This window comes from Weissella confusa, from assembly GCA_041871065.1.
GTDB lineage: Bacteria > Bacillota > Bacilli > Lactobacillales > Lactobacillaceae > Weissella > Weissella confusa_A.
On record CP168944.1, the window covers coordinates 1 to 15,904 of the forward strand.

At 38.8% G+C, this 15,904-nt stretch carries 15 protein-coding genes and 5 pseudogenes; 13 read left to right on the top strand and 7 right to left on the bottom strand.

Annotated elements, in window-relative coordinates; all coding sequences use genetic code 11:
• Positions 1 to 30 precede the first annotated feature (30 nt).
• From ACAW68_11425 to ACAW68_11455, 7 genes and pseudogenes are all read left to right on the top strand, one after another.
• A pseudogene (locus ACAW68_11425) lies at positions 31 to 138 on the top strand (cation transporter).
• A gap of 93 nt (positions 139 to 231) precedes the next feature.
• Positions 232 to 366 (top strand): annotated as a pseudogene (tcrZ, locus tag ACAW68_11430) (copper chaperone TcrZ).
• Between the two features lie 279 nt (positions 367 to 645).
• A complete protein-coding gene (locus tag ACAW68_11435) occupies positions 646 to 2,700 on the top strand; it encodes a heavy metal translocating P-type ATPase (GenBank protein ID XGA17080.1) in 2,055 nt (684 codons plus the stop codon).
• A gap of 514 nt (positions 2,701 to 3,214) precedes the next feature.
• Positions 3,215 to 3,805, top strand: a complete 591-nt coding sequence (locus tag ACAW68_11440) for a site-specific integrase (protein XGA17074.1) — start codon at positions 3,215 to 3,217, stop codon at positions 3,803 to 3,805.
• Positions 3,806 to 3,853: 48 nt separating this feature from the next.
• Positions 3,854 to 4,039, top strand: a pseudogene (locus ACAW68_11445) (transposase).
• A 160-nt stretch (positions 4,040 to 4,199) separates the two neighbouring features.
• Positions 4,200 to 5,111, top strand: coding sequence for a magnesium transporter CorA family protein (locus ACAW68_11450; protein XGA17075.1), 912 nt, complete (start codon positions 4,200 to 4,202; stop codon positions 5,109 to 5,111).
• Between the two features lie 176 nt (positions 5,112 to 5,287).
• A pseudogene (locus ACAW68_11455) lies at positions 5,288 to 5,427 on the top strand (site-specific integrase).
• A 466-nt stretch (positions 5,428 to 5,893) separates the two neighbouring features.
• Here ACAW68_11455 and ACAW68_11460 read toward each other — a convergent pair.
• The 4 genes from ACAW68_11460 to ACAW68_11475 all read right to left on the bottom strand — a co-directional run bounded on the left by ACAW68_11460 (position 5,894) and on the right by ACAW68_11475 (position 9,306).
• Positions 5,894 to 6,586, bottom strand: a complete 693-nt coding sequence (locus ACAW68_11460) for a Crp/Fnr family transcriptional regulator (protein ID XGA17076.1) — start codon at positions 6,584 to 6,586, stop codon at positions 5,894 to 5,896.
• Positions 6,587 to 6,602: 16 nt separating this feature from the next.
• A complete protein-coding gene (locus ACAW68_11465) occupies positions 6,603 to 7,154 on the bottom strand; it encodes a DNA starvation/stationary phase protection protein (protein ID XGA17077.1) in 552 nt (183 codons plus the stop codon).
• 1 nt (position 7,155) lies between these two features.
• Positions 7,156 to 7,392, bottom strand: coding sequence for a heavy-metal-associated domain-containing protein (locus ACAW68_11470; protein XGA17078.1), 237 nt, complete (start codon positions 7,390 to 7,392; stop codon positions 7,156 to 7,158).
• Between the two features lie 63 nt (positions 7,393 to 7,455).
• Positions 7,456 to 9,306 carry a heavy metal translocating P-type ATPase gene (locus ACAW68_11475; protein ID XGA17079.1) on the bottom strand — a complete coding sequence of 617 codons (1,851 nt, stop codon included), beginning with the start codon at positions 9,304 to 9,306 and terminating at the stop codon, positions 7,456 to 7,458.
• Positions 9,307 to 9,412: 106 nt separating this feature from the next.
• On the opposite strand from ACAW68_11475, the pseudogene ACAW68_11480 reads away from it, so the two are divergent.
• From ACAW68_11480 to ACAW68_11500, 5 genes and pseudogenes are all read left to right on the top strand, one after another.
• Positions 9,413 to 9,505: pseudogene (locus ACAW68_11480) on the top strand (site-specific integrase).
• A 69-nt stretch (positions 9,506 to 9,574) separates the two neighbouring features.
• The gene (locus ACAW68_11485) at positions 9,575 to 9,754 is read left to right on the top strand and encodes a hypothetical protein (protein ID XGA17066.1); all 180 of its coding nucleotides are present in this window, start codon (positions 9,575 to 9,577) and stop codon (positions 9,752 to 9,754) included.
• On the top strand, positions 9,751 to 10,041 hold the full coding sequence (locus ACAW68_11490) for a hypothetical protein (protein ID XGA17067.1): 291 nt from the start codon (positions 9,751 to 9,753) through the stop codon (positions 10,039 to 10,041). Before ACAW68_11485 ends, ACAW68_11490 begins: the two co-directional genes overlap by 4 nt.
• 41 nt (positions 10,042 to 10,082) lie before the next feature.
• Positions 10,083 to 10,442, top strand: a complete 360-nt coding sequence (locus tag ACAW68_11495) for a hypothetical protein (protein ID XGA17068.1) — start codon at positions 10,083 to 10,085, stop codon at positions 10,440 to 10,442.
• Between the two features lie 1,084 nt (positions 10,443 to 11,526).
• A complete protein-coding gene (locus tag ACAW68_11500) occupies positions 11,527 to 11,652 on the top strand; it encodes a hypothetical protein (GenBank protein XGA17069.1) in 126 nt (41 codons plus the stop codon).
• Between the two features lie 212 nt (positions 11,653 to 11,864).
• On the opposite strand, the gene ACAW68_11505 is transcribed toward ACAW68_11500, so the two are convergent.
• The 3 genes from ACAW68_11505 to ACAW68_11515 form a co-directional block, all read right to left on the bottom strand.
• Positions 11,865 to 11,993 (bottom strand): hypothetical protein, encoded by a 129-nt coding sequence (locus ACAW68_11505; protein ID XGA17070.1) that lies wholly within the window; start codon positions 11,991 to 11,993, stop codon positions 11,865 to 11,867.
• A gap of 431 nt (positions 11,994 to 12,424) precedes the next feature.
• A complete protein-coding gene (locus ACAW68_11510; GenBank protein ID XGA17071.1) occupies positions 12,425 to 12,925 on the bottom strand; it encodes a hypothetical protein in 501 nt (166 codons plus the stop codon).
• Positions 12,926 to 14,578: 1,653 nt separating this feature from the next.
• Entirely contained in the window at positions 14,579 to 15,157 is a 579-nt protein-coding gene (locus ACAW68_11515; GenBank protein XGA17072.1) for a uracil-DNA glycosylase family protein, read from the bottom strand.
• 279 nt (positions 15,158 to 15,436) lie between these two features.
• On the opposite strand from ACAW68_11515, the gene ACAW68_11520 reads away from it, so the two are divergent.
• The gene (locus ACAW68_11520; GenBank protein ID XGA17073.1) at positions 15,437 to 15,892 is read left to right on the top strand and encodes a CopY/TcrY family copper transport repressor; all 456 of its coding nucleotides are present in this window, start codon (positions 15,437 to 15,439) and stop codon (positions 15,890 to 15,892) included.
• Positions 15,893 to 15,904: the final 12 nt, after the last annotated feature.

Genomic DNA, 15,904 nt, shown 5'->3' on the forward strand with positions numbered 1-15,904 from the left:
TTGGAGAATAAATCGTTTGCCATAGAAGATATGACCTGTGCGTCTTGTGCGCAGACAGTAGAAAAAGTGGCAAAAAAAGTGCGTGGGGGCACACAGGCTTCCGTGAACCTAGCAACAGAAAAGTTGAGTATAGAATACAATGAACCAACTTTTTCGGTAGAAAATCTACAAAAAGCGGTGGATAATTCAGGGTATGAACTGATTGCCCAAGAGGGAAAGACGCAAACCTTTGCAATTGAAGGGGCTGAATCTGTAGAGGTTGATTTAGCGACTAAAAAAGCAGTACTTGAAAGTCAAACAGAGATTGATACCGAAACGCTCAATGCTGCTTTAGCAGAAACTAACTATTCAGTATTAAGTGCATAAAGTACGAATACCATTTATTCATAGATAGTAGATAGAGATAAAGTATAGAACCCTTTTCATGAGAATTATATGCAGTGTTAGATGAGGAAGTTCTAAAACCTTAAATCCAGTCTCTAATATAATAAGGAGGAATTAAAAATGAGGAATAACAAACAACATTCGTCGCATAGTCATCATAATAACGGCAACATGGATCACTCAAAACACGACCATAATGAAATGGATCACAGCAAGATGAATCATAGTGCGATGGATCACAGTGAAATAGATCATGGCGCAATGGAAGGGCATGCCCACCACCATCACGGCGACATGGATCACTCAAAACACGACCATAATGAAATGAAACATAGTCAGATGGATCACAGTGAAATGGATCATGGCGCAATGGGAGGGCATGCCCACCACCATCACGGTAGCTTTAAGGATATTTTCTTGAAGTCACTCCCATTAGGAATTGCAATCTTACTCATTACTCCTTTGATGGGTATTCAGTTGCCTTTCCAAATTATCTTTCCTTATGCAGACGTTGTAGCAGCTGTATTGGCAACAATTCTATACATTTTTGGCGGAAAACCATTCCTCATGGGTGCGAAAGATGAGTTTAATTCAAAAGTTCCAGGCATGATGTCCTTGATTACTTTGGGAATAACGGTTTCTTATGCCTATAGTGTTTACGCAGTGGCCGCTCGATATGTGACCGGAGAACCTGTCATGGACTTCTTCTTTGAGTTTACAACGTTAATTTTAATCATGTTATTAGGACACTGGATTGAAATGAAGGCATTGGGTGAAGCAGGGAACGCGCAAAAAGCATTGGCTGAGTTGGTGCCGAAAGATACTCATGTTGTTTTAGAAGACGATTCGATTGAGACTCGTCCAGTTGCTGACTTGCAAGTAGGTGATTTGATTCGTGTTCAAGCCGGAGAAAATGTTCCAGCAGATGGAACGATCCAGCGTGGCGAATCACGTGTAAACGAAGCGCTTGTGACTGGGGAATCGAAACCAATTGAAAAAAATCCCGGAGATGAGGTCATCGGTGGATCAACCAATGGTGACGGAGTCCTCTATGTGGAAATAAAGCAGACAGGCGATAAGTCCTTCATTTCTCAGGTTCAGACATTAATCAGTCAAGCTCAAAGACAACCTTCTCGAGCAGAAAATCTTGCACAAAAAGTTGCAGGATGGCTCTTTTATATTGCGGTTATTGCAGCTCTTATTGCCCTTGTCATATGGATGGTTATAGCTGATGTACCAACGGCAGTTATTTTTACAGTCACCACATTAGTTATTGCTTGTCCGCATGCCCTGGGTCTGGCTATTCCATTGGTGACTGCTCGTAGTACCAGCTTAGGGGCCAGTCGGGGATTATTAGTGAAAGACCGGGATGCTTTGGAGTTGACTACAAACGCAGATGTTATGGTTTTAGATAAAACTGGAACTTTAACAACTGGTGAGTTTAAAGTATTAGATGTTGAACTCTTTAATGATAAATATACGAAAGATGAAATCGTTGCCTTATTGTCAGGTATCGAAGGTGGATCTAGTCACCCTATCGCTCGGTCAATTATTAGTTACGCAGAACAGCAAGGGATACGTCCAGTAAGTTTTGATTCGATTGATGTTATGTCTGGCGCTGGTGTAGAAGGTCAAGCTAACGGACATCGTTATCAATTAATCAGTCAAAAAGCATATGGACGTAATCTGGATATGGATATTCCAAAAGGAGCAACCATCAGTGTCTTAGTAGAAAACGACGAAGCAATCGGTGCTGTAGCTTTAGGAGATGAATTAAAACCGACAAGTAAAGACTTAATACAAGCCCTTAAAAAGAACAAAATTCAGCCGATTATGGCAACGGGGGACAATGAAAAAGCGGCTCAAGGAGCTGCAGAAATTTTAGGTATTGATTATCTAGCTAATCAATCTCCTCAAGACAAATATGAGTTAGTTGAAAAACTTAAAGCAGAAGGAAAGAAAGTTATCATGGTCGGTGACGGGGTCAACGATGCACCTTCTCTTGCATTAGCAGACGTTGGTATAGCTATTGGTGCTGGAACTCAAGTAGCATTGGATTCAGCCGATATCATCTTGACACAGTCAGACCCTGGCGACATTGCATCCTTTATCGAGTTGGCTCAGAAGACCACACGTAAGATGAAAGAAAATCTTGTTTGGGGAGCAGGGTATAACTTTATTGCGATCCCAATAGCTGCAGGAATACTAGCACCAATTGGCATAACATTAAGTCCAGCAGTCGCTGCCGTCTTGATGTCACTTTCGACTGTAATTGTTGCTATCAATGCTATGACATTGAAATTAGAGCCAAAATAAACAGTTATTTTGCACATGAAATAATTGAATAACCTTATCGTTTAAAAATACAATAGTTTCACAGGAAAGGAAGAGATGAAATAATTTAAAAAATCATCTCTCCCTTTTTGCTCATAAGTCAATAAATTGGACTATTTTTATTCAGTTCCTTAGGCAACATTTGAGATACGATTACGATTATAAAAATTGATATACCAACCAATGGCTGCTTGGAAGACTGACATATTAGCCTCGATATCATCGAATAACTAAATACAGAAAAATACAATAAATATTATCAAACTAGGGACTATACTAGAAAACATCAGTACATTCCTTAACTCAGGGTCTATAATTACATAATCGCCCCTCGAAAAGACTATTAAAACAGCCCCCATTATCTGACTAGTAGATAATGGGGGCTGTTTTTTTGTTAAGTGATATAATAAACCATAAAAGAAGTTTAGAAATACGGTCCTGGTCATCAATAAATAAACAATTTAATTATTTAATTTCAGAAAGGTATATTTGAATCATGGCGCAACAAATTGTCCTACCCATCAAAGACTCCAACGTTTTAAAGATGGTACAAGATACACTTCTCGATAGTTTCCGTGCTGGTCGCCGAAATTACACAGTTTTTCAAGTTGGTAAGGCCACGCTACTACGTGTGAGTGATGTCATGACATTGAAAAAAGCAGATGTCTATAATCCAGACGGCTCTGTCAAAAATACAGCCTTTATTCATGATAAAAAGACTGGTAAAGCAAACACGTTATATTTAAAGCCTGTTCAGCAAGACTTGTTGCAATATCATGATTGGCTGGTCCAAGAAAATATCAATTCTGAGTGGTTATTCCCCTCGACAGCCCATCATGATTGCCATATCACCGAGAAACAGTTTTATAAAGTGATGGCGCGTGTTGGTGATCTACTAGGTATCAACTATTTAGGCACGCACACTATGCGTAAAACAGGTGCTTATCGCGTCTATACACAATCAAACTACAACATTGGCTTAGTCATGCATTTATTGAATCACTCAAGTGAAGCCATGACACTGACTTATCTTGGGTTAGACCAAGCTAGTCGTGAAACGATGTTAGATCAAATTGATTTTGGTTAACCTATAAAAAATTTTGCTAATGAGATTAGCAGTTTAACGTCAGCCAAGGTAATCGTCGTTAAAAGAAATGAGTTACACCAATTTTCGGTTATCCCCCAACGGTGGCTCATTGAACGTTCATTTAGTTGGTTGGGAAATTATCGCCGTTTATGGCGTAACTGTGAGCGTAAGCTCAACACTAGTCTCATGATGGTTTCGTTAGCCTTTATCAGACTACTTCTTAAAAGATACTAAACAGCTTCTTAAAGACCTTCATAAAAAATAAGTAGGTTTCCGTTATATTCTTTATAAAAGTGTTTAGCAGTTGGGAGTCGTTGACAATTTAAAAATTTGTCTGCAGTTTCTTTTCTTTTAGTCTAAAATAGAGGTTAATAACTAACAGGGGAATTACTAAATGATCAAACCCGAAAAGACAATCAATGGAACCAAATGGATTGAAACGATTCAAATCAATGCCGAAGAACGGGCAACCCTCGAAGATCAGTATGGCATCGATGAAGATATTATTGAGTACGTCACTGATAATGATGAAAGTACTAATTATGTTTATGATATCAATGAGGACGACCAATTATTCATCTTTCTGGCGCCGTATGCCCTCGACAAAGATGCGCTGAGATACATTACCCAGCCATTTGGCATGTTGCTCCATAAGGGCGTTTTATTCACGTTTAATCAAAGCGACATACCTGAAGTCAACACGGCACTTTACTCGGCATTGGATAATCCCGAGGTTAAGAGCGTCGATGCATTTATTCTGGAAACACTGTTTACAGTTGTTGACAGCTTTATCCCAATTTCTCGCGCCATTACCAAGAAACGCAACTATTTGGATAAAATGTTGAACCAGAAGACGAAGAACAGTGACTTGGTTTCACTTTCATATCTTCAACAGACGTTGACCTTTTTGTCCAGCGCGGTCCAAACCAATCTCAGTGAACTCGCTCGTTTGCCAAAGACCCATTTTGGTGTCGGTGCTGACCAAGATAAAATTGATTTATTCGAAGACGTGCAAATTGAAGGAGAACAGGTCCAACGGATGTTTGAGATTGAAACCCAAGTCGTTGACCGAATCGATCATACCTTCAACAGCCTTGCTAATAACAACCTGAACGATACAATGAAATTTTTGACAATTTGGTCACTGACCATGGCTGTGCCAACGATCATTACCGGATTCTATGGGATGAACGTGAAGAAACTCCCGTTAGCCGGGATGCAATATGCTTGGATGCTGACTTTGGGGATTTCTGTCGCCTTGATTGTGGCGATGCTGATTATGCTGAAGGTCTGGCGGAAGATGTGATGGGTGGGGGACTTTTTTGGAATGTGTATAGTTGAGCAGTTATGCTATTTTGAGCACCCTTCGGCTTCTGAAATACGCTCCGACGACCCTGACCCCGGCCACATAAGACAAAAAATCCAGTAACGAACAAAAACCGTTCGCTACTGGATTTTCTGCCTTATGCTCTGGGGTCAACCCGGGTCTTGTCACATGTTGGTGATCTATTAGGTATCAACTATGCTAGGCACACACACCATGCGTAAAACAGGCGCTTACTTATCTTGGCCTGTATCAAGCTAGTCGTGAGACTATGTTAGATCAAATTGATTTTGGTTAAACTCATGCCCTAACTAGACTTAAGCGATACTTTAGTTACTTATCAAGCTAAAATTTGTATTAAATATATAAGAGATAAGAGTTGATCATATGCAATTAGTTTACAGGGCAGAAGAAAATCTGTCCGTAAATCTAGCATAAGAGCAGTTATTAAAGAGCCTGGAAACTACAGGTGAATTCAGAAACATACTAAGCAGCACGTTGCCACCATCCGAGGTAATTGGTGCCCCATTGTCTGAAACTGCAACTAAAGGGTTGCTAGGTAATACTTTTTGAGTCATAATTTTAGACGCTCCAATTTTTGAGTATTTGGTTTGTTTTTCACTAGCAAAATATCATAACAAAGAGCTCCTATGGTTTTCACCCAACGGGTGAAAGCGCAAAACCCGCTGAAACGGTATTAACTTGCTGTTTCAGCGGGTTTTTGTTTGTCTTGATGAATAATCTGGGTTTAAGTATAAATCAACTTAACTTGATACAAATAATAATTCATCTAAATCAAATATCTCAACACATTTTTGGGTATGCCGTTTAATTAGACCTCTCTCTTCCAATGATGAGAACTTACGGCTTATTGTTTCTGGGGTTGTCCCCAGGTAAGTAGCCAAATCTTTTTTTGACATGGGTAAAGTCACATAAGTATGGTTTTTTTCATCTTCAACATTTTCTGATAGAAAATCAATAATTCGAGCTTCAACAGGTTCAATACTGACTTGCACAGTTTGTTTTTCTGATAACTGTAGCCGTTTTGTAATATCCGATAATATTCGTCGCATGATTTCTGGATAGCGATCTAAATATTGATCTAAATCCTTTTTATGAATCCTACAAATACTTGTTTCTGATATTGCTTCAGCATAATTCGAATGATAACCTTCAGTCTGTAAAACAGCAAATTCCCCCATAAAATCACCCGGATGTAGGATACGTATGGTTTGCTCACGACCAGACTCACTTAGGCTATAAATACGTACACGTCCATTGTTTATGATATATAATGTGTCATCTTTATCACCAAACCTAAATAATAGCTCATTCTTTACGTATTGTACTTCATTCGCTGATTGAGCAATTAGATGCATTTGTTCATCATTGAGATGATTGAAAATCGGCACTAAACGTATACAATCTACATGACTATGATGATTATGGTATGCCATACCGTTTGTCTCCTAATTAATCGTTGTCTATATAGTCATCGTCTTCTAAGGCATCCTTATTAATAAATGCTTGAAGTTGCCAAATATTTACGTCTAAATAAGCTTTATAACTAATGAGTGAATCTTCCAAAGCATCATTTCCTTCTTCTTGTGCTAAGCGAATTGCACGAATAGTAAATTCACGATTAGATCTAAAATCTTCTACTATCTGTAGGACCATCTCATCAGCAGTGTAATATTTTTCCGAAGAATCTTCAGAAATCGTTGTAAATTCTTGGAATTCAGTAGTTGTTGATGCCGGCTTAAATCCTGAAGCTAGTAAACGTTCTGCAATTTTATCAAACCATGCCTCATTCTCGTTATATAAATTTTCAAAAACATTATGCAATGCATAGAAATTTTTGCCTTTTACATACCAATGATATTGATGCAACTTTACATGTAATGTATGAATATTAGCAAGTATATGATCTGTAACAGCTGCAGAATTAATCTTAGTATGATGAATGTGTTCTTTATATGCTTGTTCGGCGGCTAATTTTTCTTGCCTTTCATTTACCGTTGTCATTTTATGCACCTTCCTTTACTTTTGAACTAATTACTGGATATCCTAAGTCTTCAATTGCTTTTTCAATTGTATTCAAATTGACCTGATTTTCATCAAAATCCACTTTTACCTTACTCGCATTGAAAAGTACTTTTACAGAATCTTTTTTTACACCAGCAGTCTGTTTTAAACCACGTTCGATTTTTTGTAAACATGATGGACAAGTTAATGTTTCTAATTTTAATGTTGCTTTAGTCATATCTATCGCTCCTTTAAATAAATTATATAGGCCATTCTTTTTAAGATACTTGATATAGATCAATTATCTTAATTGATAACCTCTTAATCTCATTGCATTTAAAATAACTACTAAAATACTGGCCTCATGAACCAACATCCCAATTGACATAGACATCCATTCACTAAATATTAAACTAGCCAATAGTATTATCACGACGCCAACAGCAATTAGAATATTTTGTCGCATATTCGCATATGTTACTTTTGCTAGGCCTAAAGCATGAGGAAGGCGGTTAAAGTTAGAATTCATTAAAACAATATCTGAACTTTCAATTGCGACATCTGTTCCATTCCCCATAGCTATACCCACCTCTGCAGTAGCCAGAGAGGGACTGTCATTAACGCCGTCACCGATAAAAACAACTATTTCACCTGAGTCCTGTCGTCTTTTTAGAAATGCTTGTTTGTCCTCTGGTAGCATATCACCATGGGCTTCCGTTAAACCTAGTTCCTTTTTAACTGAATTAACTGTACCTTGGTTATCACCTGATAATACAATGAGATTTTTAATACCAAGTGATTTTAATTTTTGTAAGTCCTGCTTAACACCTGGTCGAACTTTGTCGCGGATACCCATTAACATGATTAACTTATGATCAACTGCCGTTAATACAATTGAATTACCGGTTGTTTCTAAATTATTCAATTTTTTAAGAACATCATCAGATAGCGGTATACTTTCTTGTTTCATTAAGGTTTTATTTCCTACTGAAACAACGTGCCCATCTACGTGAGCAATTACGCCCCCACCTTTTACAACCTGTGTATTTTCTATAGGCCTTACTTTATATTGTGCTAATTTATTTACAATAGCGACAGCTAATGGATGATCAGACTCACTTTCAACCGAAAGCAATAGAGATAAATCCTCCTCCTGATTATTTCCATAATAAATAATATCGCTCACTTCAGGCTTTCCTTCAGTTAAGGTACCTGTTTTATCGAATAACACTGTATCTGCATTGGCAAAATGACTAATCACTTCAGAACCTTTAAATAAAATACCATTCTTTGCGCCATTTCCTATCCCCGCAACATTTGAAACAGGTACACCAATTACCAAGGCTCCTGGGCAACCAAGTACTAATACGGTAATCGCAAGTTCTGTATCTTTGGTTAATACCCAAACCAACAGCCCGATTGTAAGTACTGCAGGTGTATACCAGCGAGAAAACTGGTCAATGAATCGTTCTGCTTCTGATTTAGAATCCTGTGCTTCTTCTACCAACTCAATAATTTTTCCAAATGTAGAATCTTCCCCTACTCTGTCAGCCACTATTTGAATAGTACCGTTGTCCATAATAGTACCGGCAAATACTTCATCGTCTTTTTCTTTCTTTAAAGGTAAAGATTCACCTGTGATATTAGCCTCATTTACATATCCTTTTCCAGTAGTTACCCTACCATCTACGGGAATCTTGGCACCAGTCTTTACTAGGAGAATATCCCCTTCTTCTACTTCATCAATATCTACTTCTGCAAATTGTCCCCCTGTCAATTGCTTAAAAGCAGTTTCTGGAGCCATTTCCGTCAACTCTTTAATAGCTGATCGTGTTTGGTTAAGTGTTCGTTGTTCTAAATATGATCCAAACAAAAATAAAAAAGTAACAATTGCTGATTCTTCATAATTTTGAATAAAGAGAGCACCAATGACCGCTATCGTTACTAAAACATCAATACTTACTACTTTTACTTTCATAGCCTGATAAGCCTGTAAAGAAATGGGGGTAACGCCTAATATCGAAGCTATAATAAAAGCACTATTAGAAATTGTTGTATTGGCAAAAATAAAGTGTGCGATTAGTGCTAAAGCAATGAGTAAGCCACTGATACTAGTAATTTTATTTTTATGTTTAAGAATATTATGTTGCATATGATTTCTCCCTTAATTTTAGTTCAACTAAAGTGTATTAGCTTTTGGGAGATATAAACTTGACGTCCATCAAGTTTATGAAATAGTTCTAAATAAGTAAAAATATTATAATATTGGCTTAGTCATGCACTTATTGAATCATTCGAGTGAGGCTATGACACTGGCTTATCTTGGGTTAGATCAAATTGATCTTGGGTAATAACGCCAACTAATCTCCCTAAATTAGCCCGTATTTGTTCATTTTGGCACCACCATGGAGGTATTTTTAATGACTAGGATTACTAAGGCACAATTAGACAACATCATTACAGTGTCAGATAAACAAGGCCCGGATACAGCTAGCCAGACTTATTTTTCAGATGCCTTTGATGCAACCATGGATAATACTGGTGATACTGACTTACTGGGTTATCTATTACTGGATCATTATTTTGGTGATGAATCATGACTAATTTTGATGAGTACATGACCAATGATAATTTAGCTTTACAAGCTATTATTCGCTATGATGACGGCCGTGAAATCCGCGTGTTTAATGTGAGAAATAAACGGTGCTGTGTGTTTATTCAAAATGATAATGAACATTTCTGGTTGCTACGTGAACGTATCTTAGAACCGCCCATGCTACACAACATCACGGAAGCGATGTATCAAGCTGGTATCTATGATAATTATTACCATTTGAGCATTGAAGTATTTCATGGCGATGATAGTAAAGTTTACTATCCGCGGTGAATATTTTGTCTTGTAACCATGACACATTAGGAGGACTATTCATGGAATTAGATTTAGGTAATAACGCATATGATATTTTAAATGATTGGCATCCCAATGCTGCTAAGGAAGAATTAACGGCACAACTCACAAAACAAGTGTTAGTTGAGAAAGAGCAGTTACCAAAACTTTTATCACGAGAAGATCTAAAAGAACGTTGGGAGATGAACTCACGGCAAAGCGTACATCAGGTTGCGACCAGACCTGATTTTCCAGCACCGATTTTAACTTTTAATCATGGTAAAACACTCCTGTACTTAGAAACGGAAATACAAATTTTCGAAGTCAATCATCCGTGGTTAATTACGATGAGTGCCCGGTTATCTTATAGCCATTGGATCCTGCATAATGTGATTAATTAATGGTTGGCGTTAGCCTTCTGATACAAGGAAAAACCAAGGATGAAATCCTTGGCAAACTACTATTGACAGGTGTCAAGAGTGTAAGTGCGCATTGCCCTCATTTCATTCGGTTATGATCCTTGTAAATAATGGCTTGTACATTGAACCTTTTTAAGACTTAATGCCATTATTTTGTGATCGATGGCCATTTAATAAAATGATTAGTCATTACTGTTTTTAGTCATCCGATTTTCAGAATAGACTAGTAATTTGATTGTTAATTGATACGTTAAACGCGAATATAGATAAAATGTTCTTGGTTAGTAAGGCATTAACTTTAATCTGTGCAAAAAAACACCTATAACGAATAAAACGCCATGAAAAGCTCTTTGTAAGCCTTTTATGGCGTTTTATTCGTTATAGACAATATTTTATATGGATGATTCTTAATTGCGCTCAAAAGCTCTTATACGGCCTGTAAATTAATAGCAGAAGAGCATTCTTTCTTCTTTTATTACTCAACCACTTCAGAATTACCTTATCTCTTCCTTTATTACCTAAGTAACTCCCGAAGTCCTCCTTATTGTAAGAATGCCAAATCAACTTTTTGACCACGGTACTCCCAGATACATATGTCAAACCACACACAATGCCAAAATAAGCCCCGTAGCATGTTCCTGAGGAGTGCTACGGGGCTATTTGTGTACCAATTATATGTCAGATGTCATTGACACCCACGTCAACAGTGTCCCCTCTGGTGGGTGCGTGTATCACGCCTATCATCGACCTCCGTGTCGACACCAGCAATGCTATGGCACCCGATTATGGGCACGTCTGCGAGTGATATGTTGTCCATCATTGGACACTGAAAGGTGCTGTGGCGTGCCTCTATGGTTGGTCAACGGTGGGAACCTAACCGAACGTTATATTTCACATTTTTGTAATAATCTGCGGAAACACTTAGCACTCCTACACATAGCGCTGTCAAGCACTTTATTTCAACAATTTAACAGGTTGTAATGACTGCGTTACGATGCCATACTAAAGCTTGTCAGTAATTGTCTGAGGGTACGTTCTGAGCCTTAATCAGCTTGGAGGTGCTCATATGGAGAATACACTAAGGATTACCACGATGAACTGGGACATGATTGTCTCTAACGTTCTATCAAATGCGACCATTTATCTTCTTGGTCGCCTGATGGATAATTGGCTTAACCGCCGTAACAAGTAACCTTGGTGCTTCATGAGGACATAAAAAAAGACCATGCTTTTAACTTTGGACGGTTAAGCAGGGTCTCTGTGTGTACATGAAGTACTAATGTCGAATTTTGTAAGAATGTACCTATCAGAATAGATCTGACAGAGAGTTATGGGAACTGCAATTCCTGTGGCTCTTTTCTTTATGCCCTTATTGTATCACAAGTTATATATATAAACACGTCTTTACTTATTCATCGCGTCAACAACCTGTTCAGTTACATCAGGATCATCTGCGGGCACGTCATCAGTCACCAGCTCAGGTAATGGCACCAGTTGCTTCTCAAGTTCGTTTAACTTCTTATCACCGGTCACGATATTACTCCTATACCATTTTCAGGTTTACATAAATCACAGTTATACTAAGTGCCCCAATTACCAAGGGCTGGGATAACTTTGCTTAGTTATCCAATTTCACAAAGTCAGCTCAGTCCATCTAAGACACTGCACAAGCGTCCTCTGGGGCCAAATTTCACAATCTATACCACTCAGTCCTCATAAAGCTTAGGGTGCTCTGTGCCAGCATGATTGTGTGATTTTATTTTTCCCTTGGTTAGTTCCTTGAATGTTGCGACTGATAAAATTACGGTTAGAATTACGGATATAATGACCGCCCCAACTGGGACCGGCGTCACTGGATTATAGTAGTAGTCTTTTATGTCATTCCATTGAGCAATAAGAAGCAGCCACGCCACGGTATATGCTAGAAATTTCATTATATTCTCCATTTATTAGAAAATAGTTTCTTACCCGAACAATCGTGTAAGCCAGCCCCTTTTAGGCTCATTAGCGGTTGTCTGTGACTCCGTCTCTGTCTCAATCATCTTGATACTGGCCAATTCTTCCTCAGCTTTAGCTAATTTCTTCTCTGTCATCAGCTGGAGTTGCTGTGATTGGCTAACCAGTTGCTGTGCTTCACCTAACTTATCAAGCAAAACAGTCTCACGCTCATCGTTTCGTTTCCGTTCCATATCGTATCGTTCTTTTTGAGACGAAATCTCAGTCTTGAGACTAGCGATAATATCAGACATCTCCGAGACTTTGATACGATACTTTTCAACGTCTTCCGAACCCTTTTGCTTCCCAGAATTTTGAAGTGGCTTCTTTAATTTCTCGATCTCATCGTCCGAGAGACCCGAAGACAAATCAGACAACGAAATATCATATTTACGAGCTCTGCGATAAGCAGTGGCACGACTTATGCCAAGCTCCTTGAGAAGTGCATCGACATTATCAAATTTATTCATAATCTTTCCTCCATGTATCAGTATTGTCAACCATAAGATACCACATTATCAGTATCAAACAAGGGTATACTGATACAACTTAAACAAAACACGAGACGATACAAAAAAGAATAACAATTCATTTAAATGATGACACCGTATCATCTCACAGTATTATTCAAGTTTCGTTGTATCGTCTTAACTGAATAGAGTCTGTTATGATTGCACAAAAAAAGACACCCCAGATGGTGCTCTGGAATGCCTACTCAAGGATTACGCTGGTTAAGCAATTAAGTATATCGCCATAACATTGATATTGCTATAGTGAACTGCTGAAGGCTGTGTTGGATTGGCTATCGCACGATGTTAACCATAAGGATTCTGGTAACGCTATCCACCAAACGCACGCTGTACAGAGTTCGATGATGTAAAGCCGATTCAGTTAGTATCACGCACGTTAGGTAACAACCGGCACTTGGTGATCCTCAGCCGGCAGGCCTTAATCAATTGATTTCATCAAAAAAACCATTGAAAAACCAAAACAAATCAGCCACTTTGAGCGCTTGTCATGCTCCGGAGATATAGTTGTCCCCTGTGATTGAGAAATAAGTTAAAAAATAACTTACTTCTGTTAGGACAACTGCTTGAATAGCCACTTCTCACGAAGCCACGACCATCGAAACTCATCTCGTTGATTCAGTACCTTACTACCACAGCTCTGACATTCCTCTGTGTTGCCGTTTCCGACTGGTTGTACTGCCTTACATGCCTCTGCCGTCAAATGCCCTTAGAGAGCCTCTGACAGCCTTTTAGCCACCCTGTCTGTTACCGGTAAGTAACTTCTGTTTTCACCGTATCCTTGTCGGACTTAGGCTTTGCCATTTGGCTTGGACGTATCAAAGACCGCTTCACGCCCCACACCCCTTAGTGATGGAGATTACACCACGCTTGGGCACCTTTTTGAATCATCGGGGTTGGTGTTCCCCGCCATTTCTGGATAACCTGATAACGGTAGTCTGCACCGTTGCCGGATGATTCCATAAGTACAAAAAAGGATTCCATACGTTACGTGCCTTTCAATCAACACGCTTGTACGGAATCCTCTTGGTAAGTCCTGACTTTTTATGTCCTGTTTGTGGAGCTTACCTGTTGATTCAACCTATGATTATTGGTATACTGAGTATACGAAATCAGGGAGTTAAAAACGTGTCAAATGAGTCGTGTCATCTGGCACAGCTTGTAAGTGGAATTGGCGTTCCTCTTACTCGCCTTTCTGATATTTAATTGATGTGTTAATCATATCAATTAAGCGGTTTCAAGTCAAGATTGCCTCGTGCTATCAAGGTTTGGGACAGTAAACAGTAATTACTACTCCCATAGTAAGACTGAATATATTTAAGTCGGTTATGTGTCCTCCAAAGACGATAACTGGCTTTTTTATTGCTCTGAAATGCACTGAGAGGTCAAAGTTGCACCGCTTAGTGGGTAATCCATCACAGAAGGCTCTTATATGACGCCGTAATAGTACAAAAAAAAGACCCTATGGTTAACCGGATTATTTCCATCCCGCCATAGGGTCTTTTTATTTATTCTGCAAAACTAGCTTGCAACCAAACTGGTTCCTGGTCAATTTTGGGGTTCAGTTCACCTGGTTATAAATCAGGTCGGCCTGTTTTATTTCTTTAAGATATCTGCGACACGTTTTTGTAGTGCGGGCACGACGTCCGTTTCAAACCACGGATTCTTGGCAAGCCAGATGTTGTTGAGTGGTGATGGGTGCGCCAACGGCAAATACCGTGGCCCAAAATCCGCGAATCGATGTACCACACTGGTTAACGATTCACTCGCTTTGATTGGCAAATAATGCTGTTGCGCATATTTTCCGACTAGCAAAATCAATTCGATATCCGGCATCGTATCAAGTAGTCGTTGGTGCCATTCACCCGCCACAAATTTGCGTGGTGGTAAATCACCCCTCTTCCCCTTGCCTGGAAAATAGAAATCCATCGGTAGCACACCAATTAAGCCAGAGTCATAGAAGGTTGTCCGGTCGATACTCATCCACTCGCGTAATCGATCACCACTTTTATCATTGAACAAAATCCCGGTTTGCTCAACAACTGCGCCCGGTGCTTGGCCAATAATCAATATTTTCACGGTTGGTGCAATCATATAAATCGGCTCAAGTCCTTGCGATGTAAATGACGCATTACGTGAATCAGCCATTATTTCCTGTTTTAAATCCACAACCATTACCTCCAAAAAAATCGGTACTACATCAATTATAGTACCGATTCATATTAACCCTGCTCTTATGCTAGATTTACGGACAGATTTTCTTCTGCCTTGTAAATTAATAGCATAGGAGCATTTTTTAATTAGTATTGGGTAAAGATAGGTAAAGATAGGAAAACAAAGGCAATAATAGCCGGTTACATTTATTTAAAAAAGACTTGATAAGAATGGTTTACAATAGTAAACTTATCTCAAACATTTACGTTTACGCATGTAGACAATAAGGAGGGAAAAAGAATGAGTACAATAGTAGTTAGCCCTCATATCACCGATGCTGAATGGGAAGTTATGCGTGTAGTCTGGGCGAATGGTCGAGTGACTAGTAAAGAAATCATCTCCATATTGAAAGAAAAAATGGACTGGAAACAAGCCACTATCAAAACGCTCTTAGGTCGACTGGTTGAAAAAGGCGTACTAAATACAGAGCAAGAAGGTAGAAAATTTATTTATACTACCAATATTGAAGAGAAAGAAGCCGTAGGAAATTATACAGACGATATTTTCAACCGTATTTGTCGAAAGAATGTCGGGAATGTAGTAGGGAGTGTCATTGAAGATCATGTCTTAAGCTTCGATGATATCCAGCGACTAGAAGAAATATTAGAGATGAAAAAAGCTTTCGCAGTAGAAGAAGTGGATTGTCAGTGTACAGAAGGGCAATGCGAATGCCATTTACATCATCATGGAGAATAAGTAGCGAAAAAA